At 70.1% G+C, this 24,390-nt stretch carries 21 protein-coding genes; 17 read left to right on the forward strand and 4 right to left on the reverse strand.

Annotation, left to right across the window (positions count from 1 at the left end):
- Nucleotides 1-29 precede the first annotated feature (29 nt).
- The 4 genes from ACAM52_RS17840 to ACAM52_RS17855 are packed head-to-tail and all read left to right on the forward strand — an operon-like array spanning nt 30 to nt 5,825.
- Nucleotides 30-2,390 carry an arylsulfatase gene (locus ACAM52_RS17840; RefSeq protein ID WP_369644160.1) on the forward strand — a complete coding sequence of 787 codons (2,361 nt, stop codon included), beginning with the start codon at nt 30-32 and terminating at the stop codon, nt 2,388-2,390.
- Nucleotides 2,387-3,718, forward strand: coding sequence for a DUF1254 domain-containing protein (locus ACAM52_RS17845; protein WP_369644161.1), 1,332 nt, complete (start codon nt 2,387-2,389; stop codon nt 3,716-3,718). The genes ACAM52_RS17840 and ACAM52_RS17845 overlap by 4 nt, the downstream gene beginning before the upstream one ends.
- Before the next feature lie 43 nt (nt 3,719-3,761).
- The gene (locus tag ACAM52_RS17850; RefSeq protein ID WP_369644162.1) at nt 3,762-4,757 is read left to right on the forward strand and encodes a Bug family tripartite tricarboxylate transporter substrate binding protein; all 996 of its coding nucleotides are present in this window, start codon (nt 3,762-3,764) and stop codon (nt 4,755-4,757) included.
- A gap of 21 nt (nt 4,758-4,778) precedes the next feature.
- Nucleotides 4,779-5,825, forward strand: a complete 1,047-nt coding sequence (locus tag ACAM52_RS17855) for an AraC family transcriptional regulator (protein ID WP_369644163.1) — start codon at nt 4,779-4,781, stop codon at nt 5,823-5,825.
- A 4-nt stretch (nt 5,826-5,829) separates the two neighbouring features.
- Here ACAM52_RS17855 and ACAM52_RS17860 read toward each other — a convergent pair whose 3' ends face one another.
- Complete coding sequence (locus ACAM52_RS17860; RefSeq protein WP_082817968.1) at nt 5,830-6,558, reverse strand: Crp/Fnr family transcriptional regulator; 729 nt, start codon at nt 6,556-6,558, stop codon at nt 5,830-5,832.
- Between the two features lie 423 nt (nt 6,559-6,981).
- Between ACAM52_RS17860 and ACAM52_RS17865 the strand changes: the two genes are divergently transcribed.
- The 4 genes from ACAM52_RS17865 (at nt 6,982) to ACAM52_RS17880 (ending at nt 11,095) form a co-directional block, all read left to right on the forward strand.
- Nucleotides 6,982-8,310 carry a porin gene (locus tag ACAM52_RS17865; protein WP_369644164.1) on the forward strand — a complete coding sequence of 443 codons (1,329 nt, stop codon included), beginning with the start codon at nt 6,982-6,984 and terminating at the stop codon, nt 8,308-8,310.
- A 22-nt stretch (nt 8,311-8,332) separates the two neighbouring features.
- Nucleotides 8,333-9,181, forward strand: a complete 849-nt coding sequence (locus tag ACAM52_RS17870) for a phosphatase PAP2 family protein (protein WP_369644165.1) — start codon at nt 8,333-8,335, stop codon at nt 9,179-9,181.
- A gap of 122 nt (nt 9,182-9,303) precedes the next feature.
- The gene (locus ACAM52_RS17875; protein ID WP_369644166.1) at nt 9,304-9,987 is read left to right on the forward strand and encodes a hypothetical protein; all 684 of its coding nucleotides are present in this window, start codon (nt 9,304-9,306) and stop codon (nt 9,985-9,987) included.
- 85 nt (nt 9,988-10,072) lie between these two features.
- The gene (locus ACAM52_RS17880; RefSeq protein WP_369644167.1) at nt 10,073-11,095 is read left to right on the forward strand and encodes a Bug family tripartite tricarboxylate transporter substrate binding protein; all 1,023 of its coding nucleotides are present in this window, start codon (nt 10,073-10,075) and stop codon (nt 11,093-11,095) included.
- A gap of 21 nt (nt 11,096-11,116) precedes the next feature.
- On the opposite strand, the gene ACAM52_RS17885 is transcribed toward ACAM52_RS17880, so the two are convergent.
- Nucleotides 11,117-12,022, reverse strand: a complete 906-nt coding sequence (locus tag ACAM52_RS17885; RefSeq protein WP_369647749.1) for a LysR family transcriptional regulator — start codon at nt 12,020-12,022, stop codon at nt 11,117-11,119.
- Nucleotides 12,023-12,209: 187 nt separating this feature from the next.
- On the opposite strand from ACAM52_RS17885, the gene ACAM52_RS17890 reads away from it, so the two are divergent.
- A complete protein-coding gene (locus ACAM52_RS17890) occupies nt 12,210-13,232 on the forward strand; it encodes a Bug family tripartite tricarboxylate transporter substrate binding protein (RefSeq protein WP_369644168.1) in 1,023 nt (340 codons plus the stop codon).
- 21 nt (nt 13,233-13,253) lie between these two features.
- Nucleotides 13,254-14,801, forward strand: a complete 1,548-nt coding sequence (locus ACAM52_RS17895) for an amidase (RefSeq protein ID WP_369644169.1) — start codon at nt 13,254-13,256, stop codon at nt 14,799-14,801.
- Between the two features lie 13 nt (nt 14,802-14,814).
- On the opposite strand, the gene ACAM52_RS17900 is transcribed toward ACAM52_RS17895, so the two are convergent.
- Nucleotides 14,815-16,161 (reverse strand): PLP-dependent aminotransferase family protein, encoded by a 1,347-nt coding sequence (locus tag ACAM52_RS17900; protein WP_369644170.1) that lies wholly within the window; start codon nt 16,159-16,161, stop codon nt 14,815-14,817.
- A 126-nt stretch (nt 16,162-16,287) separates the two neighbouring features.
- Between ACAM52_RS17900 and ACAM52_RS17905 the strand changes: the two genes are divergently transcribed.
- The 3 genes from ACAM52_RS17905 (at nt 16,288) to ACAM52_RS17915 (ending at nt 18,721) form a co-directional block, all read left to right on the forward strand.
- Nucleotides 16,288-16,917 carry a LysE family translocator gene (locus ACAM52_RS17905; protein WP_369644171.1) on the forward strand — a complete coding sequence of 210 codons (630 nt, stop codon included), beginning with the start codon at nt 16,288-16,290 and terminating at the stop codon, nt 16,915-16,917.
- Nucleotides 16,918-16,948: 31 nt separating this feature from the next.
- Nucleotides 16,949-17,833, forward strand: coding sequence for a PhzF family phenazine biosynthesis protein (locus ACAM52_RS17910; RefSeq protein WP_369644172.1), 885 nt, complete (start codon nt 16,949-16,951; stop codon nt 17,831-17,833).
- A 255-nt stretch (nt 17,834-18,088) separates the two neighbouring features.
- The gene (locus ACAM52_RS17915) at nt 18,089-18,721 is read left to right on the forward strand and encodes a TetR family transcriptional regulator C-terminal domain-containing protein (protein ID WP_062470962.1); all 633 of its coding nucleotides are present in this window, start codon (nt 18,089-18,091) and stop codon (nt 18,719-18,721) included.
- Between the two features lie 18 nt (nt 18,722-18,739).
- Here ACAM52_RS17915 and ACAM52_RS17920 read toward each other — a convergent pair whose 3' ends face one another.
- Entirely contained in the window at nt 18,740-19,678 is a 939-nt protein-coding gene (locus tag ACAM52_RS17920; protein ID WP_369644173.1) for a LysR family transcriptional regulator, read from the reverse strand.
- 111 nt (nt 19,679-19,789) lie between these two features.
- On the opposite strand from ACAM52_RS17920, the gene ACAM52_RS17925 reads away from it, so the two are divergent.
- The 4 genes from ACAM52_RS17925 to ACAM52_RS17940 all read left to right on the forward strand — a co-directional run bounded on the left by ACAM52_RS17925 (nt 19,790) and on the right by ACAM52_RS17940 (nt 24,385).
- Nucleotides 19,790-21,007: an MFS transporter gene (locus tag ACAM52_RS17925; protein ID WP_369644174.1), complete on the forward strand. Its 1,218-nt coding sequence runs from the start codon at nt 19,790-19,792 to the stop codon at nt 21,005-21,007.
- Between the two features lie 178 nt (nt 21,008-21,185).
- Entirely contained in the window at nt 21,186-22,454 is a 1,269-nt protein-coding gene (locus ACAM52_RS17930) for an amidohydrolase family protein (RefSeq protein WP_369647750.1), read from the forward strand.
- A 19-nt stretch (nt 22,455-22,473) separates the two neighbouring features.
- Entirely contained in the window at nt 22,474-23,337 is an 864-nt protein-coding gene (locus ACAM52_RS17935; RefSeq protein WP_369644175.1) for a creatininase family protein, read from the forward strand.
- A gap of 61 nt (nt 23,338-23,398) precedes the next feature.
- A complete protein-coding gene (locus tag ACAM52_RS17940; RefSeq protein ID WP_062468632.1) occupies nt 23,399-24,385 on the forward strand; it encodes an ABC transporter substrate-binding protein in 987 nt (328 codons plus the stop codon).
- The last annotated feature ends 5 nt before the right edge of the window (nt 24,386-24,390 follow it).

The raw sequence follows: 24,390 nt of genomic DNA on the forward strand, positions 1-24,390 counted from the left end.
CCTGCCCCCGCGCGTCCCGGAGAACCCCCATGACACAAGAAAAATCCAACCCGTCCGCCCCCCTCGGCGGCTTCAACACCCTGCCCGGCCAGGGCAGCCACCTGCCCTTCGACGCGCCGCCCAGCGCCAGCATCGCGGGGCGCAAGCTGTCGGAGTCCACGCACGAGCGGCGCAAGGCCGTGCCGCACCTGCGCGACGACGCACCGAACGTGCTGATCGTGATGCTCGACGATGCCGGCTTCGCGCACCCCGACACCTTCGGCGGCGAGATCCACACGCCCACGCTGACGCGGCTGGCCGGCAGCGGCATCACCTACAACGCCTTCCACAACTGCGGCGTGTGCTCGCCCACGCGCGCGTCGCTGCTGACGGGGCGCAACGCGCACCGCGTGGGCTACGGCCACATCTCCGAATACGCCACCGACTGGGACGGCTACGTGGGCGTCATCCCCAAGAGCGCCGGCACGATGGCCGAGGTGCTCGGGGCCTGGGGCTACAACACGGCCGCGTTCGGCAAGTGGCACAACACGCCGGCCAACCTGACCACGCAGATGGGCCCCTTCGACCGCTGGCCCACCGGCCACGGCTTCAATCACTTCTACGGCTTCCTGGGCGGCGAGAGCTCGCAGTACGAGCCGCGCCTGGTCGAGAACACCACGCTCATCGAGCCGCCGCGCGACGAGGGCTACCACCTGAGCGAGGACATGGCCGACAAGGCCTGCGGCTGGCTGCGCCGCCACCGCGCCATCACGCCCGACAAGCCCTTCCTGATGTACTGGGCGCCCGGCGCGGTGCACGGCCCGCACCACGTCTTCAAGGAATGGACCGACAAGTACAAGGGCAAGTTCGACGACGGCTGGGACGCCTACCGCGAACGCGCCTTCGCGCGCCAGAAGGAGATGGGCTGGATCCCCGAGACCGCCGAGCTCACGCCCCGGCCCGAGACGCTCGCCAGCTGGGACAGCATTCCCGAGGCCGAGCGCCCGTTCCAGCGCCGGCTGATGGAGGTCTACGCCGGCTTCCTGGAGCACACCGATGCGCAGATCGGCAAGGTCGTCGACGAGCTGGAGCAGCTCGGGCTGCGCGACAACACGCTGGTGTTCTTCGTGTTCAGCGACAACGGCGGCAGCGCCGAAGGACAGAACGGCACCGTGGTCGAGCTGCTGGCGCAGAACCGCATCTCCACAAAAATCTCGCAGCACCTCGAGTTGCTGGAAGGCCTGGGCGGCCTCGACGCACTGGGCGGGCGCAAGACCGACAACATGTACCACGCGGGCTGGGCCTGGGCCGGCTCCACGCCATTCCAGAGCACCAAGCTGATCGCCGCGCACTTCGGCGGCACGCGCACGCCGCTGGTCGTGTCGTGGCCGCGCGGCATCCAGCCCGACACCACGCCGCGCTCGCAGTTCCACCACGTCAACGACATCGCGCCCACGCTCTACGACATATTGGGCATCACGCCGCCGGTCGAGCTCAACGGCGTGCGGCAGGATTCGCTGGACGGCATCTCGATGGCCTACACCTTCGCCCATCCGCAGGCCGAGGGCCGCAAGGGCGTGCAGTACTTCGAGGTGGCGGGCAGCCGCATGGTGCACCACGACGGCTGGACCGCGGGCGTGTTCGGCCCGCGCATTCCCTGGGTCGCGGGCGCCGCGCCCGGGCTGGCCACCTGGGACCCGGACAACGACGTCTGGGAGCTGTACCACGTCGCGCAGGACTACGCGCAGGCGCACGATCTGGCGCAGGCGCAGCCCGCCAGGCTGGCGCAGATGAAGGAAATGTTCGCCGTGCAGGCGGGCATCAACCACGTCTATCCGCTGGGCGCGATCTACCACCTGACGCTGAAGCCGCAGCACCGCATCGCGCCCCGGCATACCTCGTGGCACTTCAGCGGCGACATCACGCGCATCCCGGAGAACTGCGCGCCCAACATCAAGACGCGCAGCCACACGGCCACCGTCGATGCCACGCTGGGCGAGCGCGCGAGCGGCGTGCTGTTCGCGCTGGGCGGTTTCAACGGCGGCATCTGCCTGTACCTGGACGACGGCCACCTGGCCTACGAATACAACATGCTCGGCATGTACCGCTTCAAGGCACGCTCGCCCGCGCGCATCGCCGCCGGACGCCATGCGATCGACGTCGAGTTCACGATGAGCGACGGCACGGCGCCCCAGCGGCCCGCGCGCGCCGTGCTGCGCGTCGATGGCGTGCAGGTGGCGGCGTGCGACGTCAGCGTCACGGTGACGGCCATCTTCTCGGCCTGCGAGACCTTCGACGTCGGCTGCGACCTGGGCTCGCCGGTGGCGGCCGAGTACTTCGAGCGTGCGCCGTTCGGCTTCGACGGGCGCATCCACGACGTCTGGCTGCGCTATGCGGAGGCCCAGTCGTGAGCACGTTGATCACCGAAGCAGACGCCTACGCCATCGGCATCGAGGCCTACACCTATGCCTATCCGATGGTGGTGATGGAGCTGACGCGCCGCGTGGCCACCAACGTCGCGCAGCCCGACGGCGCGCGCGTGCGCGGGCCGATGAACCGCTTCGTGCACGTGCCCACCTACCCCGACGCCGGCTTCAAGGACGTGGTGCGTCCCAACGCCGACACGCTGTACTCCAACATCTGGTACGACGTCGGCGAAGAGCCGCTGGTACTGACGCTGCCGGACATGGGCGATCGCTACCACGTCATTCCGTTCTACGACCTGTGGACCGACGTGTTCGCCACGCTGGGCACGCGCACCAACGGCAATGGCGGTGGCCACTTCGCGCTCGTCGGCCCGCGCTGGAAAGGCACGCTGCCCGAGGGCATGCGCGCCATCGTGAGCCCCACGGACGTGGGCTGGATCGTGGGGCGCATCCAGACCAACGGCGCGGCCGACTACGCCCACGTGCACACGCGGCAGGCCGGCTTCGAGGCCGTGCCGCTGTCGGCCTGGGGCAAGCCCCACGACCCACCCGCCGGCCACGTCGATGCAGCGCTGGACATGCGCCCACCCGTCGAACAGGTGGCCGCGCTCGGCGTCGGCGACTTCTTCGCGCTCTTCGCCGAACTGCTCCAGCGCAACCCGCCGCATGCCACCGACGGTGCGCTGCTGCTGCGCATGGAACGCATCGGCCTCGTTCCCGGCCGCCGCTTCTCACTGGCCGAAGCACCCGAGGCCGTGCAGCGCGCCCTGACGCGTGCCGCGCCCGATGCCTACCGACGCATGCTCGAGCGCGCGCCGGCGATGCGCATGGTGCGCAACGGATGGAGCCTCGGCAGCAATGTGGGCGTCTACGGCAACGACTACCTGGCGCGCGCCTTCGTCGCCTACGCAGGCCTGGGCGCCCTGCCGCGCGAAGAGGCGATGTACCCGCGCTCGGTCTGCGACAGCGAGGGCCAGCCGCTATCGGGCACCGCGCGCTACGTGCTGCACTTCGATGCGCACGAGCTGCCGCCGGCCGATGCGTTCTGGTCGCTGACGCTGTACGGCCCCGACCAGTTCTTCGTCGACAACGCGCTCAACCGCTACGCCATCGGCGACCGCGACGCGCTCGCCTTCAACGCCGACGGTTCGCTGGACCTGTACATCCAGCACGCGTCGCCGGGCCCGGCCAAGGCCCCGAACTGGCTGCCCGCGCCCGCCGGCCCCTTCAGCATGAACCTGCGCCTGTACGTGCCGCAGGCGCCGGTGCTCGACGGGCGCTGGGCTCCGCCCGCGCTGAAGCGCCTGCCCTGACCGGACCGACCGCATCGTCTCCCACCCGAAAGGCACTCACTTCATGAACCGTTCCCGCTTCCGCGCGCTGCGCGCGCCCGGCCTGTGCATCGTCGGGCTCCACCTGACGGCCGGCGCCGCCCTGGCGCAGGCCGACTACCCGAGCAAGCCGATCCGCATCATCGTCCAGTACCAGGCCGGCGGCTCGGCCGACGCGCTCGCGCGGCTGGTGGGCGACGGGCTCGCCAAGCGGCTGAAGCAGCCCGTGCTGGTGGAGAACCGCAGCGGCGCCGGCGGCATCATCGGCACCGACTACGTGGCCAAGAGCGCGCCCGACGGCTACACCGTGCTGCTGTCGGTACCGGGCCCGATCGCCGCGAACCTGGCGCTGTACAAGAAGCTGCCCTACGACCCGCGCACCGACCTGCGCCACGTGTCGGACATCGCGAGCACGCGCACGATCATGGTCGTGCACCCCTCGGTGCCGGCGCAGGACTTCAAGGGCCTCGTCGAGGCCGTGCGCAAGGCGCCCGGCAAGTACGCGATGGGCTCCTGGGGCCCCGGCGTGCAGCCGCACCAGATGCAGGTCTTCATGGACAAGACCTACGGCACGCAGACGCTGCACGCGGCCTACAAGGGCGAAAGCCCGATGGCGGTCGACCTGCTCAGCGGCGTGATCCAGATGACCGTGGGTTCCATCAGCACCTTCCAGCCCTACGTCGCGGCCGGCAAGCTGCGCGCCATCGCCGTGCCGGGCGCGCAGCGCGCCAAGGCCGCGCCCACGGTGCCGACCTTCGCCGAGCAGGGCTACAAGGACGACATGTTCATGCTCATGGCGCCGACCTCGCTGCTGGTGCCGGCCAAGACGCCCGACGCCATCGTCGAGAAGCTGAGCCGCGAAGTCGCAGCCGTGGTGAAGCAGCCCGAGGTGCAGCGCCGCATCGAGGACATGGGTGCCGAGCCCATCGGCAACACGCCGGCCGAAGCCTCGGCGGCGTACAAGGCGTTCCTGCCCGTGTCGCTGAAGCTCACGCGGGCCACGGGCGTCACGCTGGACTGATTGCTCCGCTTCTCGAGAACCGTGCATCACCCGCCTCCCGATTTCGAACCCCGGGTGTACACCCCGCAGCGCATCGCCGCGGTCGTCGCCACGCTGGCCTCGGACGGCATCCCCGCCGCACAGGCCCTGGCCGGCAGCGAGCTCGACGAGACCGCACTGCGCGATCCCGGCACGCGCGTGTCGTATGCGCAGACGGTGACCGTGCTGCGCAATGCGCTCGCGCTGGCACGCAACCCGACGGTGGCCCTGCGTGCCGGCGCGCGCATGCACCTCACGGCCTACGGCATGTGGGGCTATGCGCTGCAGAGCAGCCCCACCTTCAGCGCGTTGATCGAGTTCGCCATCACCTACCGCCGCGCCATCGGGCCGCTGGCCGACATGCACCACGACCCCGCGCGCGCGCCCGGCGCCTGCAACTTCGAGGTGCTGGTGTCGCCCGACCCGCGCGACCCGCTCTACCGCTTTGCGCTGGCCTTCACCTTCGCGGCCCACCTGACGCTGGCGCGCGACCTGTACGGCGATGGCTTCGGCTTCACGGGCCTGCGCCTGGCCTGCCCCGCGCCCGAGCACGGCGCGGGCGTCTGGGAGGCGTGGTTCCAGTGCCCCGTGCAGTTCGGCCAGCCCGACAACGCGCTGCAGTTCGACCAGGCCTGGTGCACGCGCGCGCCGCGCCTGCACGATCCGCTCACGCACGCCATGGCCAGCGAGAGCTGCCAGCAGTTCGTGGCCGGGCTCGCGCATGCCGGCGGCATCGCCGCGGCGGTGCGCCGCAAGTTGGTGGAGCAGATGCCGTGGCGTTTTCCGAGCATCGAGTCGATGGCCCGCACGCTCGCGCTGGAGCCGCGCACGCTGCGGCGGCGGCTCGCGACGCACGGCACCACGTACCGGTCGATCCTCAACGAGGTGCGCCTGCGGCTGGCCATCGAGTACCTGCGCAAGACCCACATGACCACCGAGGAGATCGCGGAGCGCCTGGGCTACAGCGAGGCCGCCAACTTCCGGCATGCCTTCGTGCGCTGGACCGGCACCAGCCCGCACGCCTACCGCCTGAGCTGCGCGCCGTGCTGAGGCCTCAGTCTTCCGCGGCGATGCGGTGCAGCCGGGGCAGGTCGACCACGGTGACCAGGCGGTAGCCCTCGTTGCAGCCGAGCACGCCCTCGTCCTTGAACTGCGCCAGTTCCTTGCCGACGGTCTGGCGCGACACGCCCAGCATGTTCGCCAGGTCGGTCTGCGACACGCGCAGCTCGGTGTCGCACGGCGCGCCGCTCGCGTCGCCGTAGCGATACACCATGTTGAGCAGCGTGATCGCCGTGCGCCGGCGCACCGAGCCCAGCACCTGGTCCTGCAGGATCTCGGCGCTCATGCGATAGCGCCGCAGCATGGTCTGGGCGATGCTGCGCCACAGCACCGGCTCCGCATCGAGGATGCGCCGCATCGCGGCACCGGGGATGTGGATGATGTGCGAATCGGCGCGCGCATCGAAGGCGAAGATGGGCTGCATGTCGTCGATGAGGTGCACCATGCGCGTGATCTGGCCGGCCCCGAGCACCGAGAGGATGTACTTGTCGCCGGCCGCGTTGGTGGCCGCGATCTCGATCGAGCCCGACACGATCACGAACACCTCCCGCTGGTGGTTGCCGCGGCTCACGAGCGGCGTGCGGCGCCGGTAGTGCCTGGCGCGCGCGGCGTTCGCCAACTCGCGCAGCCGGTCTTTCGGCCAATCGAGAAACACCGCGCACGTGCTCAGCCCGTGCTCGATCTCTTCCCTTGTGCTCTGCGATACGGGTTGCGGGTATTCCATGGGATGACTCAGCAAAAACTGTTGCCTGGTTGACGGATTCGAAGAGCAGCGATTCCTATCATAGGACCGGCCAATCAAAGAACAACGAGGAACTCCCTAAGTGAGACATGCACGTTCCCTGCCTGCACGCCTGCCGCTGTTTTGCAGCACCGCGGCGCGTTCGTTGATCCGGCTTCTTGCGTCGCGCATGCGACGCGATGCGCGAACGACGAGACCCCTGCGCAGCATGCGCGGCTCGCGCGACGCGATGCGAATGCCGTGATGCGCGGCCACACGCCCTGCGCGCGCGGCTAGAGGCCGCACTCCTTTTTCCCGAAGTCCCCGAAGGGCATCCGCCCTTCGGAACACCCGAGCCCTGGAACGCAGCGATGCGCACCAGCGGACTCGTTCATCCCTGAAGAAGCAAGCAAAGCAAGACCTGCCATGAAACATCACTCCCTCGCCGCACTGGCCTTTCTCGCGACTGCCGGTACTGCATCGGCGCAATCGTCCGTCACGGTGTTCGGCATCGTCGACGTCGGCATCAGCCGCTACACGTCCAAGAGCACGTACCACAGCCCCAACCCCTTCCCGCTGCCGCCGGCGAACGCCGCGGGCGGCAGTGCGAAGACGAGCCAGACCGCGCTGTCGAACTCGGGCTATGCGGGCAGCCGCGTCGGCTTTCGCGGCACGGAGGACCTGGGGGGCGGCCTGGCGGCGAGCTTCTGGCTGGAGTCGGGCATCACCAACGACGACGGCGCCAAGGGCATCACCAACTTCAACCGCCGCTCGACGATGAGCCTGTCGGGCCCGTTCGGTGAACTGCGCCTGGGCCGCGACTACGCCGCGACCTTCTGGAACGACACCGTCTTCGATCCCTTCGGCACCAACGGCGTCGGCACCAACCTCATCGCCAACATCAACAGCCGCATCGCCGCCATCGCCGGCCCCGGCTCCGTGGTGGCCGCGACCGACAACTACATCCGCACCGGCAACTCGATCGGCTACTTCCTGCCGCCGAACCTGGGCGGCGTCTACGGCCAGCTGCAGTACACGCTGCACGAGAACACCAAGCGCAGCGACCAGCCCGGCACGCCGTCGGCCAAGGGCCGCTACGTGGGCGGCCGCCTGGGCTATGCCAGCGGGCCGCTCGACCTGGCCCTGGCCTACGGCCAGAGCACGGCCGCCGACAGCACCACGCTCAACGCGCTGGGCATCGCGACCGCCACGCAGGAGCGCAAGATCAACGCGCTGAACCTGGGCGCGTCGTACAACTTCGGCCCCGCCAAGCTGTTCGCCGAGGTCTCGCGCGTGCAGGACAAGAACGAGACCGGCACGCTGCAGAACCAGCCGGGCCTGGCGGTTCCGTTCATGAACACCGCCACGCGCAAGGACAAGTACAACGGCTACATGCTCGGCGTGACCGTGCCCGTGGGCCCGGGCCTCATCCGCGCGTCGTACGCCTCGGTGAAGTACAAGAACGGCGCGCCGGCCGCGACCGACCTGAACAGCCTGCTGTGGGGCCTGAACGGCAACCGCGACACCACGGCCAACCAGATCTCGCTGGGCTACGTGCACAACCTGTCCAAGCGCACCGCGCTGTACGCCTCGGTGTCGCGCATCCGCATCAAGGACGGCTGGAACAACCCCGGCGTGATGGGCGCCATCACCGGCGGCTCGGCCGCCTACCTCACGGGCGGCACCGCGCAGGCCGCGGGCTGGGCGCCGCGCTCGTCGATGGGCTACGACTTCGGCATCCGCCACGCGTTCTGAGCGCATGCGAAAGGAGGTACCCATGGCTTTGAAACACCTGTCGCCGCTGCTCGTGGCGGCCCTGCTCGCGGGCGGATGCGCGACATCGCCCGCGCCGACCACTTCGCCGTCCGACGTCGGCGAAACACGCCCGGGGTCGGGCTATCTCAAGGGCTACCTGGCCTCGGCCGAGATGCCCGACAGCCTGGCGCTGCTGCCGCCGCCGCCCGAGGCCAACTCGGCCGCGCTGGCGGCCGACGTCGCCGCGTTCCGCAGCCTCACCGCGCTGCAGGGTTCGCCGCGCGGCGCGCTCGCGGTGCGCGATGCCAACCTGCGCTTTCCGGAGGCGGCCTCCACCTTCTCCTGCGCGCTGGGCGTGCGCATCTCCGAGCAGCAGACGCCGCACCTGAACATGCTGCTGCGGCGCACGCTGGCCGATGCCGGCGGCGCCACCTACAAGGCCAAGGAGAAGTACCAGCGCACGCGGCCCTTCGTGGCACTGAAGGCCGCCAGCTGCACACCAAAGGAAGAAGCGCACCTGGCCAAGGATGGCTCCTACCCCTCCGGGCACTCGGCGCTGGGCTGGGCCTGGGCGCTGGTGCTGACGGAGCTCGCGCCGGAGCGCGCGGATGCGCTGCTTCAGCGGGGCCGCGCCTTCGCGCAAAGCCGCGGCATCTGCGGCGTGCACTGGCGCAGCGACATCGAAGCGGGACGCCTGATCGGCGCGGCCACCGTGGGCCGGCTGCACGCCAACCCGGTGTTCACGGCGCAGATGAGCGCGGCGAAGAACGAGATCGCGCAGGCACGCAGTCGCCCGGACAGCGCCCCGCCCGCCGCCGACTGCGCGGCCGAGGCGAATGCGATCGCGGGCTCCGCGGCGCTGACGCCCTGAGCGCGCGCCGCGCCCCTCGACCGCCTCGCCCACGGCCAGCGTGTCTGCGGGTTGTCGAGGGGAACGCTGCGTGTGCGAAGCGGGTAGCCTCGCCAACTCCAACCACTCCAAGGAGACCTCGCATGCGCCATCGTTCCGTTCTGTCATGGGGTGCCGCGGCCTCGGCGGTCGCGCTCCTCGCTGCATGCGGCGCCATGTCTTCGGGCAAGGACGCCAACCCGATGAGCTTCTTCATCACGAGTGCCAATCCCGGCAAGGGCGGCGACCTCGGCGGCCTGGCCGGCGCCGACCGCCAGTGCCAGGCGCTGGCCGCCAGCGCCGGTGCGGGCGGCAAGACCTGGCGTGCCTACCTGAGCGCCGCCGAAGCGGGCGGCCAGCCGGCCGTCAACGCACGCGACCGCATCGGCGCCGGGCCGTGGCGCAACGCCAAGGGCGTGGTCGTGGCCACCAGCGTGGCCGACCTGCACAGCGCGAACGCCAAGCTCGGCAAGGACACCTCGCTGACCGAGAAGGGCGAGGTGGTCTCGGGCTTCGGCGACCCGGTCAACCGGCACGACATCCTCACCGGCTCGCGCCCCGACGGCACGCTCGCGCCGGCCGCCGCCGGCAAGGACACCACCTGCGGCAACTGGACGCGCAGTGTCGACGGCTCGGCCATCGTCGGCCACCACGACAAGAAGGGCACCAACCCCGACCCGGTCGCCAACGCCTCGTGGAACGCCTCGCACGGCACGCGGGGCTGCAGCGTCGACCAGCTCAAGCAAAGCGGCAGTGCCGGCCTGATGTACTGCTTCGCCGTGAACTGAGCCCGCAGGGCGGCGCCCCGGCCCGTGCGTCGATCCACGGGCGGGCGCGCTGCGATGTGCCACAGACGACCCATCGGAGGACTTCATGATCCAAGCCACCCAGCCCCCTCGTGCGGCGCCGCGCCGCCTGCTTCTTTGCCTGGGTGCCGCGGCACTCGGCCTGGGCGCCTTCGGGGCAAGCCCCGCGTGGGCACAGACGGCCTGGCCCAGCAAATCGATCACGTTGCTGATCGGCTTCCCGCCCGGCGGGCAGACCGACTTCGCCGGCCGCGTGCTGACGAACGGCATGCAGGGCGCGCTCGGCCAGCCCGTGGTCATCGACAACAAGGCCGGCGTGAACGGCAACATCGCGTCCGTCGAACTGATGAAGGCGCCACCGGACGGCCACAAGCTGCTGGTGGGCAACGGCTCGATGACGATCATGCCGCACGTGTACACCAAGCTCGGCATCGTCGATCCGCAAAAGATGACACCCATCGGCATCATGCTGCAGTCGCCGCTGGTGCTGGTGGTGCCCGCCACGTCGCCGATCAAGACCTACGCGCAGTTCGCCGAAGAGGTGAAGTCGCGTGCCAAGAGCGGCAAGGGCATCGACTACGGAACGGGGGGCGCAGGCTCGCTGATCCACGTCACCATGGAACTGCTGCGCGAGCGCCTGGGCAACCCGGCGATGAACCACGTTCCCTACAAGGGCAGCAGTCCGGCGATGGTCGACCTGATGGCCGGGCGCCTCGACGCCATGTTCGACGCCACCTCCGTCGTCGCCCCGTTCGTGAAGTCGGGCCAGCTGCGGCCCCTGCTGGTGACCAGCGACAAGCGTTCGCCGATGCTGCCGAATGTGCCCACCGCCGCGGAAAGCGGCATCAAGGACTTCAGCATCATCTCCTTCATCGGCCTGTACGGGCCGCCCGGGTTGAGTCCCGAGATCGTGAAGAAGGCCAACAGCGCGATGAACGCGGCACTGAAGGAGCCGACCGTGGTCAAGAGCATCGTCGATCGCGGGGACGAGCCCGGTGGCGGCTCGCCCGAGCAGCTCGGCGCGATGACCCGCGACCAGTACAAGATGTGGGGCGCCGTCGTGAAGGCGAACAACATCACGGCCGACTGAGCTTCGGCCCCGCGCCGCGCATCAGGCGCTGAGCACTTCGCGCAGGTGCTCGACGAAAGCGCGCGCCGCATCGGGCAGGCGCCGACCGGCCATGCTCTGCACCTCGAAATGCCGCTCGTTCATCTCGCGGTCGCGCAAGGCGCGCGCCACGATCGTGCCGTTCTCGAGCTGCTGGCGCAGCGCGAGCTCGCCGCAGAAGGTCACGGCCTGGCCGTGCGCCGCGTAGTGCACCAGCGGGTAGAGGTGGTCGCTGGTCAGTGCCGCCTCGAGCGGCAGGCGCTGGCGGGCGCAGCTGATGTTGAGCAGCTGGCGCAGCGTCGACGTGGGGGCCGGCAGCGCGAGCGGGTAGTGAACCACCTGCGCCAGCGACACCTGCCGCCGCTCGGCCAGCGGATGCGAAGGCGCCATGACCGCGCACACGGGCGAGGGGTGCCGGATCTCGACGTCCAGGCCGTGCTCCGAGCCCAGGCTCACCGTCACGCCGAGGTCGACCAGGCCTTCGCGCACGCGGCGCGCCACCTCGCGCTGCACGCACATGTCGAGCGAGAAGCGGATGCCGGGACAGCGCGCCTGGAACCCAGCCACCAGGGCCGGCAGGAACTCGTAGGCAAAGCCCTCGGTCGCGGCCACGCGCACCTCGCCCTTGCGCAGGCCGCGCAACGCGAGGATGTCGTCGGTCACACGCTCGATGTCGAGCCAGGCCCGGCGCGCGTGCGCCGCCAGCAGCTCGCCGGCTGAGTTCAGCGCCATGCCGCGGGCGCGGCGCTCGAACAGGAGGGTGTCGAGCTCGCGCTCGATGCGGCCGATCTGGCGGCTCACGGCCGACGGCGCCACGTTCAGCCGCACGGCCGCCTCGGTGACCGAGCCGACGCGCGCCACCTCCAGGAAGTAGCGCATCGACTCCTCCTGGAGCACGCGCTGGTTGATCGGGCGTTCGGTGCGCGCCCCGGTGCGGGCGGAGGCTGAAGGCTTGGAAGTGGGAGATTTCATCGGCGTGGTCTGCGTTGCGCCAGCAGCAACGCAACCTTCCAATCATTGTGCTTGCTACACCGCAGGGCGTGCCCCAGCATTTCCCCTCCCCCTCTTCTCTTCGCTCTACGGAAGGACCCTGTCAATGAACGCTCCCCGTTCGCAAGCGCCGCGTCGGCGCTGGTGCTGTGCCGTCCTCGCGGGCCTGGCCGCATGCCTCGGCACGGCCCTGCCCGCGCAGGCACAGGCGCAGGCGCAGGCTCAATTGGCCTACCCGACGCGCCCCGTCACGCTGGTGGTGCCGTACCCGCCCGGCGGCAGCGCGGACACGGTGGGACGCCTGGTCGGCCAGCGCCTGTCGGAGGAACTGGGGCAGCCGGTGCTCATCGACAACCGCCCCGGTGCCGGCACGGCGGTCGGCGCCGCGTTCGTGGCCAAGGCATCGCCCGACGGCTACACGCTGCTGCTCGGCTCGGGCTCGACCCTCACGATGAACCCGGCCATCCGCCCGACCCTGCCCTACGACGCCCTGGGCAGCTTCGAGCCGGTCGCGATCGTCGCGCGCATTCCGCTGATCCTGCTGGCCAACAAGAACGTGCCCATCGGCAACGTCAAGGAGTTCGCCAGCGCGGTGCGCGCAGCGCCCGACAAGTACTCGTACGCATCCTTCGGCACGGGCACGTCCTCGCACTTCACCGGCGAGATCATCCTGCAGGCGGTGGGCGCGAAGATCATGCACGTGCCCTACCGGGGCAGCGCACCGGCCATGACGGACCTGATCGGCGGCCAGGTGCCGTTCTCGGTGGACACCGTCACCGCCGCCATTCCGCAGCTCAAGGGCGGCAAGGTCAAGGCGATCGCCGTGACCACCCGGCAGCGCTCCTCGCAGCTGCCGCAGGTCCCGACCTTCGCCGAGGCGGGCTACCCCGAGGTCGACGCCGACACCTGGATCATGGTCGTGGCGCCGAAGGGCACTCCCGCGCCGGTGCGCGAACGGCTGGAGAAGACACTCGCCAAGATCGTCGCCACGCCCCAGGCCCAGGCGGCCCTGCAGGCCCAGGGCGCGGAGCCGGCCTTCGCCGGCGCCGCCGCCTCGCTCGCGCAGATCGAACGCGAACTTCCGCTCATGCGCGCCGTCGCCCGGCGCGCCAACATCCAGGCCGACTGAGTGCGGCACATTCCGAAAGCCATGACCCAACCTTTCTCTTCTTCCTCCTCCGATCTCGTCGAACTTTCCGCAGTGGAACTGCGACGGCTGATCGGCACGCGCGCCCTCTCGCCGGTCGAGCTGCTCGAGGCCTGCATCGCGCGCATCGAACAGCTCAACCCCTTCGTCAACGCCGTGACCGCCACCTGCTACGAGCGCGCCCGCGCCGAGGCCCGAGCGGCGGAGCGGGCCGTGAGGAGCGGCGAGCCGCTGGGCCTGCTGCACGGCCTGCCGCTGGGCGTGAAGGACCTCGAGCCGACGGCGGGACTGCTGTCCACCATGGGTACGCCCGCCCTGCGCAACCATGTGCCGTCGAACGACATCGAGCTGGTGCGCCGCCTGCGTGCCGCCGGCGCGATCGTGGTGGGCAAGACCAACGTGCCCGAGATGGGCGCCGGCGCCAACAGCCGCAATCCGGTCTGGGGAGCCACGGGCAATCCCTTCGACCCCAACCTCAACGCCGGCGGTTCGTCGGGCGGTTCGGCCGCGGCGCTGGCGCTGGACATGCTGCCGGTGTGCACCGGCTCCGACACCGGCGGCTCGCTGCGCATCCCGGCCGCCAAGTGCGGCGTGGTGGGCCTGCGGCCGTCGCCGGGCATCGTGCCCAGCGTGCGCAAGAGCCTGGGCTGGTCGCCGATCTCGGTGGTCGGTCCGATGGGACGCGATGTGGCCGACGCCTGCCTCCAGCTCGCGGCCACGGCGGGCCCGCATCCGGGCGATCCCTTGAGCTATCCGCTGGAGGCGTCGGCCTTTGCGCGGCCGGCGCCGCTGGACCTGTCGCGCCTGCGCGTGGCCTGGACCACCGACTTCGGCCTGTGCGATGTCGACCCGTCGATCCGCCGGACGATGCACGACCGCATGGCCGCCATGCGCGGGCTCTTTGCGGCCTGCGACGAGGTGCGCTTCGACTTGGGCGAGGTGCACCGTTGCTTCGACGTGCTGCGCGCGGAAGCCTTCGTCGCCGGCATGCGCGAAGCCTACGAACGCGCCCCCGAGAGCCTGGGCCCGAACCCGCGCAGCAACTACGAGATGGGCGCACGCATGAGCCTGCCGGACGCGGCCTGGGCGCAGACGGAACAGACGCGCATCCTCCAGCGCTTTCAGAAGGTGTTCGAGCACTACGACCTCGTGCTCTCGCCCACGACACCGGTGTCGCCTTTTCCCTGGACGCAGTCGCATGCGCTGCAGATCGACGGCCGCCCGCAGGAGAACTACTACCGCTGGCTCGCACTGACCTACGTCGTGACGCTGACCACCCACCCTGCAATCAGCCTGCCGTGCGGCACCGACGAGCGCGGCATGCCCTTCGGCCTGCAGGTGGTGGGGCGCTTTCGCGGCGACCTCGCGCTGCTGTCGGCCGCGCAGGCGATGGAACAGGCCTTCGCGCCCGACCCGCGGCTGCGCCGGCCGCGGCCCGATCTCGCACGCCTTCGCAAGGCCGAGCCCGCCCTCGACTCGATCGTGACCGCGCCGCCCGACGACCGGCACGCCAGCGTGCCCACCGACGGCGCCCCGGCACCGGTGGTCTGAGGTCCGCGCCGCGTCAGGCGCTTCGCTTCAGCAAGGTGGCCAGAAGCGCCAGGGCCCCGGTCAACTCGTCGAAGCTGGGGCCGCCCAGGCAGATCCGCAGGCCGCTCGCCCGGTCCCTCGGGTTCACCATCAGGGTCTGCGGCGGAGTGAGCTTCACGCCGGCTTGCGCCGCCGCGGCCACGACACCTTCGGCGGCATCGCGTCGCATCGGCAGCCAGACGTTGTAGGCATCGGGATGCCAGACCAGCTCGCCGGCACCGAGCAACGAGACGGCCAGCCTGGAACGCCGCCGGGCCTCATGGCGCAGATCGCGTTGGACCGAGGCGACCACGCCGGTGGCCAGCCATTCATCGACCACCGCGCAGGAGAACGCCGACGGCGCCATGGGCACGTCCTGCAGAAGGTCCTGCGCCGGGCCGCACAAGTCGGGCGGCAGTGCCAGCACGCCGACCTGCAATCCCGGGCCGAGCGACTTGGAAAGCCCGTTCACATGCAACGTGATGTCGGGCGCCAATCTGGCCAGCTGGGGCAAGCCGTCGGAGGCCGCCGCGTACACGCCGTCTTCGATGATCCAGGCACCCGCGCGGCGGCACACCGCCACGATGGCGCGCCGTCGCTTCGCGCTCATCGTGGCCGTCGTCGGGTTGTGCAGCGTCGGGGTGAGATAGACCGCCGTGCCACCGGCGGGCGCTACGCCGTCGAGCGCCTGTGCGAGCGCCTGCGGCACCATCCCTTCCGCGTCCATCTCGACGCCCTGGATGCGACACCCCTTGCGCCGGGCCAGCGCGAGGGCGCCGGGATAGGTGATCCGTTCGGTGAGCAGAACGCCTTGCCGTCCGCACACCAGATCGAAGGCCAACGACAGCGCCTGGCGTGCGCTGCTGGTCAGCACCAGCTGCGACGGATCGACGACCAAGCCGATCGTTTCGAGCCAGCGGGCGAGAACGCGGCGATGTTCCACGTGCCCGCCGGGTGGCGCGTACAGGTTGAAGTGATCCGCGTCGATCTTGCGCGCGATGCCCGTCAGCGTGCGCGCCAGCACGCGCGCACCGAGCGCGGCCGGCGGCGCGTTCGACGACAGATCGATCTGCCGGTCGCCGTGCGCCTGATGGATCGCCACGAAGGTTCCCCGGCCCTTGACGCTGCGCGTCAGGCCCCTGCGCTCCAGCATGGCATAGGCCTTCGTCACGGTGCCCAGGCCGATCTGCAGCGTCTTCGCCAGGTCCCGATGGGCAGGCAGGCGATCGCCGCCCGCGAGCCGCCCCTCGACGATGTCGTCGGCCAGGGCCAGCACCACCCGCTCGGTGGCATTCGTGCCGTTGCTTGCCAGACGGGGCGTCCAGGAGGATCGAAGGAGCACGTGCGCGGCCTCGCAAATAAAAGTGTCATGTGACACTTTTCGAATATTCCAATAGTGTAACTTTCACCGCACGGCCTCCATCGCGCTGAAGGCCGCTGAAGACACCCTTGGTTTTGGAGCACCCGCATGGCCGTCAGCCAGATCGCACTCGTCTACGGGACGTACCTCATCGCCACCGCCAGCCCGGGGCCGAGCAACATGGCCATCATGGGCACCGCGATGCGCGACGGCCGCCGCCCCGCGCTCGCACTTGCGGCCGGCGTTGTCACGGGCTCGCTCTTCTGGGCGATCCTGGCGGCGACCGGTGTTTCCGCGGTCCTGACCGCGTACGCGCAGGCGCTTGTCGTGCTCAAGATCGCCGGCGGCCTCTACCTGCTGTACCTGGCTTTTCGCGCGGGCCGGTCCGCCATGCGACCCGGCACCGACGCGGTGAAGAACAGCGCGGAACGCGGCGCATTGCGCTACCGCACCCTCTACCGCCAGGGCGTGCTCATGCACATCGGCAACCCGAAGGCGATCATGTCGTGGATCGCGATCATCTCGCTCGGCGTGCGCCAGGACACGCCCGCCGGTGGGTTGCCGGCGATCGTGGGCGGTTGCGTGCTTCTCGGCATCATGGTGTTCGGCGGCTACGCCATCGTCTTTTCGACCGCGTCGATGATTGCGCTGTATGCGCGGCTGCGGCGCTGGATCGAAGGCGTGCTCTCGGCGGTGTTCGCGGCCGCGGGGCTCAAGCTGCTGGCCTCGCAGAACTGAATGCAATGAATCCCTTCGAAAGACCGAACGCATGAGCATCACCGTCCACATGGTCGACGTCTTCGGCGCCGGCCCGCTCTCGGGCAATCCGCTGGCGGTCGTCACCGGCGCCGACGCACTCGCCACGCACGACATGCAGCAGCTGACGCGCTGGTTCAACCTCTCGGAAACCGCGTTTGTCTTCGCACCCACGCACCCGGAGGCGGACTACCGCGTGAGGATCTTCACCCTGGACCGGGAGATGCCTTTTGCCGGGCACCCCACGCTCGGCAGCTGCCACGCCTGGCTGTCAGGCCCGGGCGCGCCCAGGCAACAAGCCACGGTGATCACGCAGGAGTGCGGCGCAGGGCTGGTCCAGATTCGGCGCGACCAGGGACGGCTCGCGTTCGCCGCGCCGCCGCTGATCCGCTCGGGCACGCCGACCCCGGCCGAACTCGAGGACGCACGGCGGCTGCTGGGCATCGAAGCGGACGACATCCAGGACGCGGCCTGGATCGACAACGGCCCCGGATGGCTGGGAATCCGGCTGGCGTCGGCCGACAAGGTGCTGTCTCTGGAGCCGGCCCGACGCTGGCCCACGCGCATCGACGTCGGCGTGGTCGGCCCTCATGCCGAGGGCGGTGACGCGGCCTTCGAAGTGCGCGCCTTCTTCACCGACCATCTGGGCGCCATCGTCGAAGACCCCGTCACGGGCAGCCTCAATGCCTCGCTCGCGCAGTGGCTCTTCGCCACGGGCGTGGCACAAGACGACTATGTCGCCGCGCAGGGCACACGCCTGGGCCGGCACGGCCGCATCCACCTGACCCGCGACGACGCCGGCCAGGTCTGGGTCGGCGGCGACACGCGCACGCACGTCAAGGGCGAACTGGACGGCCTCCGATCCGTTCACGCAAGGCCTGCACAGACTTCACTCTGACTTCACCTGCGTTGCGCACACTACGTTTCGACAGCGGTTCGGCGCTGGTAGAGGCAAGGGGAAGAAAAAAATAGCTCAGGGAAACGCCTCGATGCCGACCGCTGTCACCTTTCATCGCCCATCGAGAAAGGCGCAGGCGCACTCATTGCAAGAAAGGGCCACGGGCCAAGGATTACCATCGGCCGGGCGCACGCCGCGCCTCCCACGCCCATGACCGTCGCCACCGCCCCTGTGCCTCCCGCCATCGCCCAAGAAATGCCCGCCCCCGACGGCCCGCTGTCGCGCGCGAGGCCGGGACGCGAACGCATCATGGCGGCCATCCGCACGGCGGCGGTGACCGAGTTCAGCCTGCACGGCCTGAAGGGCACCTCCACCCAGGCCATCGCCGCGCGCGCCGGCCTCACCAAGCCCCAGCTGCACTACTACATCGCCGGCAAGGAAGAGCTCTACGAAGAGCTGCTGATGCAGGTGCTGCATGCCTGGAAGGTGGTGTTCTCGTTCGAGGACGCCAGCGACCCGGCCACGGTGCTGGGCGACTACATCCGCAAGAAGCTCGACCATGCGTTCGACAACCCGGAGATCTCGCGCATCTTCACGCGCGAGGTGCTCGACGGCGGACGCAACCTCGACCGCTACTGGCCCAACGCGCAGGCGTGGACGCAGAAGAAGGTCGACATCATCAACGGCTGGATCGCGCGCGGGCAGATGCGCCCGCTCGATGCGCGCCTGCTGCTGATGCACATCTGGGCCATGACCCAGAGCTACGCCGACTACGCGATCCAGACGCGCGTGATGCTCGGCCTGCCGCCCGAGGCGCCGATCGACCGCGAACCGATCGCGCGGGAACTGGTGGCGTTCGTCCTGGGCGGCTGCGGCATCAAGGCCTGAGTTCCGCGCCGCCCTCGCTCAGCCCACGCGGGCCTCCCAGACCTGGCCCGTCGGGTCGGCCAACGCAAGCCGCATCATCTCGATGAAGCGGCGCAGGCGCGCCGGCTGGAAGCGCGCGTGCGGGTAGGTCAGGTAGACGGGCAGCGGTGCCACATGCCATTGCGGCACGAGCTGCACCAGCCGTCCGGCGGCGATGTCTTCGTTCAGCAGCCAGGCCGAACCCAGGCAGGCGCCCAGCCCCATGCGCGCCGCGCTTTGCAGCGCATAGAGGCTGTCGGTGCTCATGCGTGGACGGATCGGCACGCGCGCGATCTCGCCGGTCGGCCGGTGCGTGAGCAGCACCTCGTTGCGATAGAAGGTGCGCAGCGCGAGCCACGGCAGCTCGGCCAGTTCTGCCGCGTGCGCAGGCAGTGAGCGCCCTTCCAGCAGCGAAGGCGCGGCGACCACCACGCGCGGAACCTCCGAGACCTTGACCGCCACGGCCATGGCGTCGGTCATCTCGCCGACCTGGATCGCGCAGTCGACGCCTTCGGCGATGAAGTCGGGCCGGCGGTCGTTCAGCAGCCATTCGACGGACACGCGCGGATAGGCGCGCAGGTACTCGGCCAGCGGACCGACCAGCAACAGCTGGCCCAGCGCATGCGGCGCCACCACGCGCAGCGTGCCCTCGGGCTCGTCGCCGACGCCGCGCAGGTCGGCCTCGAAGGCGTGCCAGTCGGCGATCAGCTCCCTGGCCCGCTCGTAGCAACGCTCGCCATCCTCCGTGAGCTTCATGGCGTGCGTGGAGCGACGCAGCAGCCGCACGCCCAGCGAGCGCTCCAGCGCCTGCAGGCGACGGCTCACGGTGGGCTGAGTGGCCCCCATCTGCAGCGCGGCGGCCGACAGGCTGCCGGCCTCGACGATGTGAAGAAAGGTCTGCATCAGCTCGATGCGGTCGACGGTAGGTGAAGTTGACATGGCCTCATTTATACGTTTGGCGTATGGGCATTGTGCGATCCGCGGGACTACCAAGCCAAGCCCCCAACGGGCACATTCCAACCCTTGCTTCGATAATCGAGGGTTAACACCATGTCTTCCATTCAAACCACGCATGTACCGGCCGCCGCGCCGGGGCACGGCCTGCCGGCCTCGCTGATCCTGCTGCTGGCCGCCGGCGCGGGCCTGTCGGTGGCCTCGCTCTACTACGCCCAGCCGATGCTCGGGGTGCTGGGCGCCGACATCGGCGCCTCCACCCGTGCGGTGGGCTTCATTCCCACGCTCACGCAACTGGGCTATGCGCTGGGCATCCTGCTGCTGGCGCCGCTGGGCGACCGCTTCGACCGGCGCCGCATCGTGCTGATCAAGGCAGGGGCACTGTGCGCCGCACTGCTGGTGGCCGGCGCGGCACCGTCGATCGGCGTGCTGCTGGCGGCCAGCCTCGCGATCGGGCTGGCGGCCACGATGGCGCAGGACCTCGTGCCCGCCGCCGCCACGCTGGCGCCCGACGCCACGCGCGGCAAGACGGTCGGCACGGTGATGACGGGGTTGCTGCTGGGCATCCTGCTGTCGCGCGTGGTGAGCGGCTTCGTGGCCGAGCACTTCGGCTGGCGCGCCATGTTCATCGCGGCCGCGGCCAGCATCGCGCTCATCGGCGCCGCGGCCTGGCGCGGGCTGCCGCGCTTTCGGCCGACGACGCACCTGGCCTACGGCGCTCTGCTCGGCTCGCTGGGCACGCTGTGGTCGCGCCACGGCACGCTGCGCCGCGCGGCGCTGGCCCAGGCGCTGCTGGCCGTGGGGTTCAGCGCCTTCTGGTCGACGCTGGCCGTGATGCTGCACGGCGCGCCCTTCCACCTGGGCAGCGCGGCCGCAGGCGCCTTCGGCCTGGCCGGCGCGGCGGGCGCGCTGGCGGCGCCGCTGGCCGGGCGGCTGGCCGACCGGCGCGGACCGGAACTGGTGACGCGCCTGGGCGCAGGGCTGGCGCTGGTGTCGTTCGCAGCCATGGGGCTGGCACCGCTGATGACGCCGCATGCGCAGCTGTGGCTGCTGGCGCTGGCCGCGGTCGGCTTCGACCTGGGCATGCAGGCGGCGCTGATCGCCCACCAGACGATCGTCTACGGCATCGAGCCCGGTGCGCGCAGCCGGCTCAACGCCGTGCTGTTCACCAGCATGTTCATCGGCATGGCGACCGGCTCGGCGCTGGGCGCGCTGGTGCTCGCCGCGTGGGGCTGGGCCGGCGTGACGGCGCTGGCGACCGCCACGGCCACCGCCGCGCTGGCGGTGCGGCTCTGGCCGCGCCAGGCAACGTAGTCGCATCAGTCGCGGGCTAACGCCCGCCTCCCCAGTCCGGTGCACCCGGATTGGCACGTCGCTTGCATAACCTGACCAGTTGCTCTGATTGATTGGTCAAATTCATGCACGTCCGCGTTGCCTGCTGCTTTTCGATGGAAACCAGCGCCCCCGCATGCCCGACGGGGGCCCGTTTCGCATGACCGCGCCCGCGCTGCTGGACAACGCACGGCTGCCGCGCTGGCTGCTGCCCGCCGACTGGCCGCAGCGCCACGGGGTGCCCGAACTCGCACGCATCGCCATCGAGGCCGGCCGCGTCCGGTCGGTGCAGCCCGCGAGGGACATCACACCCGGCGCCGGCTGGGACCTCGCCGGCACGCTCGCCCTCCCCGCCTTCGTCGACGCGCACACGCACCTGGACAAGGCATTCACGCTGGCGCGCATGCAAAAGGTGCAGCCCGGCCTGCTCGGGGCGATCGACGCGATGCTGGCCGACCGCGTGCACTGGACGCCCGCCGACGTGCGCGAGCGCGCATCGCGCGGCCTGCAATGGGCCTGGGCATGCGGCACCGCCCACGTGCGCACGCACGTCGACTGGTGGGAGCCCGATGCGCTGCCCACCGCCTGGCCCGTCATGGCCGAGCTGGCGCAGGAATGGGCCGGCCGGGTGCGGCTGGAGCAGGTCGCCCTCATCAAGCTGCCCCTGTTCGAAGACGCGTCGCAGGCGCTGCGCCTGGCGCGACAGGTGAAGGCCACCGGACCGCACGCGCTGCTCGGCGGCTTCGTGCACTCCACCAATTGGAGCGAGAACGCGCTGCGCAACCTGCTGCTGGCGGCGCAGGCCTGCGAGCTCGACATCGACCTGCACGTGGACGAGGAACTCGACGCCTCGGCCGTGGGCCTGCAGACCACCGCGCGCCTTCTGCGCGAGATCGGCTACGAAGGCCGTGTGGTCTGCGGCCACCTCTGCGCGCTGGCGGCCCAGCCCGAGGCGCAGGCCTTCGCCACGCTGGACGCCGTGGCGCGCGCGCCGATCACCGTGGTGTCGCTGCCCGCCACCAACCTGCTGCTGCAGGACGCCATCACCGGGCGCACGCCGCGCCAGCGCGGCATCACGCTGGTCAAGGAAGCGCATGCACGCGGCATTCCATTGCTGTTCGCGAGCGACAACGTGCAGGACCCGTTCTGCCGGCTCGGCAGCTTCGACCCCGTCGAGGCACTGGGCACGGCCGCGCTGGTCGCGCAGCTCGACGAACCCTTCGATACGTGGTCGCAGGCGCTGTGCCGCAGCGACTGGCTGGAACGCGCGCCCGCCACGACGACGCCCACGCTGGTCGGCGCGAAAGCCGACCTGGTGCTGTTCACGCAGGCCGACCGCCACGGCTGGCCTTCGCGCAGCGCCACCCGCGTGGTGCTGCGCGACGGCCGCGTGACGCACGGCGACGCATCGCCTTTCTTCCCTGAATAAAGAACACGCAAGGACCCCCATGCTCCACGGCTACATCCCGCCCCACCGCTTCCTGCCCTACCTGAGCTGGACCGAAATCGCCGCGCTGCCCGACCGCGAGAACACCGTCATCGTGTTGCCGTGCGGCTCGATCGAGCAGCACGGCCCGCACCTGCCGTGCTCGGTCGACAGCGTGATCGCCTCGGGCGTGATGGGCAAGGCGCTCGAGAAGCTGCCGGCCGAGGTGCGCGCCTTTGCCCTGCCGCCGATCACCTACGGCAAGTCGGAAGAGCACCTGCACTTTCCCGGCACGGTGACGCTCACGGGCACCACGCTGCTGTCGACCGTGATCGAGATCGGCGAATCGGTGTACCGCTCGGGCTTTCGCAAGCTGCTGTTCGCCAACGGGCACGGCGGCCAGCCGCAGGTGCTGGAGATGGCGGCGCGCGAACTGCGCCTGCGCCATGGCGACTTCGTGATCGTGCCGCACGGCGTGTCGCGCCTGCCCAGCGCTGCGAGCCGGCAGGTGAGCGAGCAGGAGAAGAAGCTCGCGATGCACGCGGGCCATTCCGAAACCGCGCTGATGCTCGCGCTGGCGCCCGACACCGTGCACATGGAACGCGCGGCGGCCAACTTTCCACCGCCCTTCCCGATCAAGCTGCTGTCGGCCGACGGCCGCCCGGCCTGCGCCTGGACCGCGCGCGACTTCGGCCCGAGCGGCGTGATCGGCGACCCGACCAGCGCCACGCGCGAACAGGGCCTGGAGATCCTGGACACGCTCTCGGACAGCTGGGCACAGGCACTGACCGAGCTTCATGCGCTGCGCTGGGTCGTGCGCGAGGAAGCCACCTGGGAGCGCGGCCACCAGCAGGGCTTCATCCAGCAGTCGTTCGTGCCGGCCTGAGGCGCGCTCCTTGCAACGGCTTCGTTCTTCTTTTTCATCCCGCCTTCGAAAGGTCCCCACCATGCGTTCCTTCGCTCTTTCCCTGGCCGGCGCCGCCGCGCTCTCGCTCCTCACGGCCGTTGCACCCGCACAGGCCCAGGACAAGTTCACCTACATGACCAACTGGTATGCGCAGGCCGAGCACGGCGGCTTCTACCAGGCGGTGGCGCAGGGCATCTACAAGAAGCACGGCCTGGACGTGACGATCCGCATGGGTGGCCCGCAGGTCAACATCACGCAGATGATGGCCGCGGGCCAGGCCGACTGCATCATGGGATCGAGCGACATCCAGATGATGCAGGTGCGCGAAGGCGGCGTGCCCGTGGTCAACGTGGCGGCCTTCTTCCAGAAGGACCCGCAGGTGCTGATCGCGCACGACGACGTCAAGAAATTCGAGGACCTCAAGGGCAAGACTCTCCTGATCGGCGCGCAGGCCAACCGCGGCTACTGGCCCTGGCTCAAGGCCCGCTTCGGCCTGAAGGACGAACAGACGCGCCCCTACACCTTCAACATCCAGCCCTTCGTGGCCGACCCGAACACCGCGCAGCAGGGCTACCTGACCTCCGAGCCCTACGCCATCCAGAAGGCCGGCGTGAAGAGCACGGTGCTGATGTTCAGCGACCACGGTTACCCCTCCTACGCAGTCACCGTGTCGTGCATGGACAAGACGGTGAAGGAGCGCAGCAAGCAGGTCGCCGCTTTCGTGAAGGCCTCGGCCGAAGGCTGGAAGAGCTACCTGGCCGACCCGGCACCGGCCAACGCGCTGATCAAGAAGGACAACCCCAACATGACCGACGACCAGCTCGCCTACAGCGTGGCCAAGCTCAAGGAGATGGGCATGGTCACCGGCGGCGACGCGGCCAAGCTGGGCATCGGCGTGATGACCGATGCGCGCGCCAAGGCGAGCTACGACTTCCTGGTGAACGCGAAGCTGCTCGACCCCGCCAAGGTGGATCTCGCCAAGACCTACACGACCGAGTTCGTGAAGGACGCCAAGGTGCTGCCCTGAACTTC

This window comes from Variovorax sp. V118, from assembly GCF_041154445.1.
In the GTDB taxonomy this organism is placed as follows: Bacteria; Pseudomonadota; Gammaproteobacteria; order Burkholderiales; family Burkholderiaceae_C; genus Variovorax; species Variovorax boronicumulans.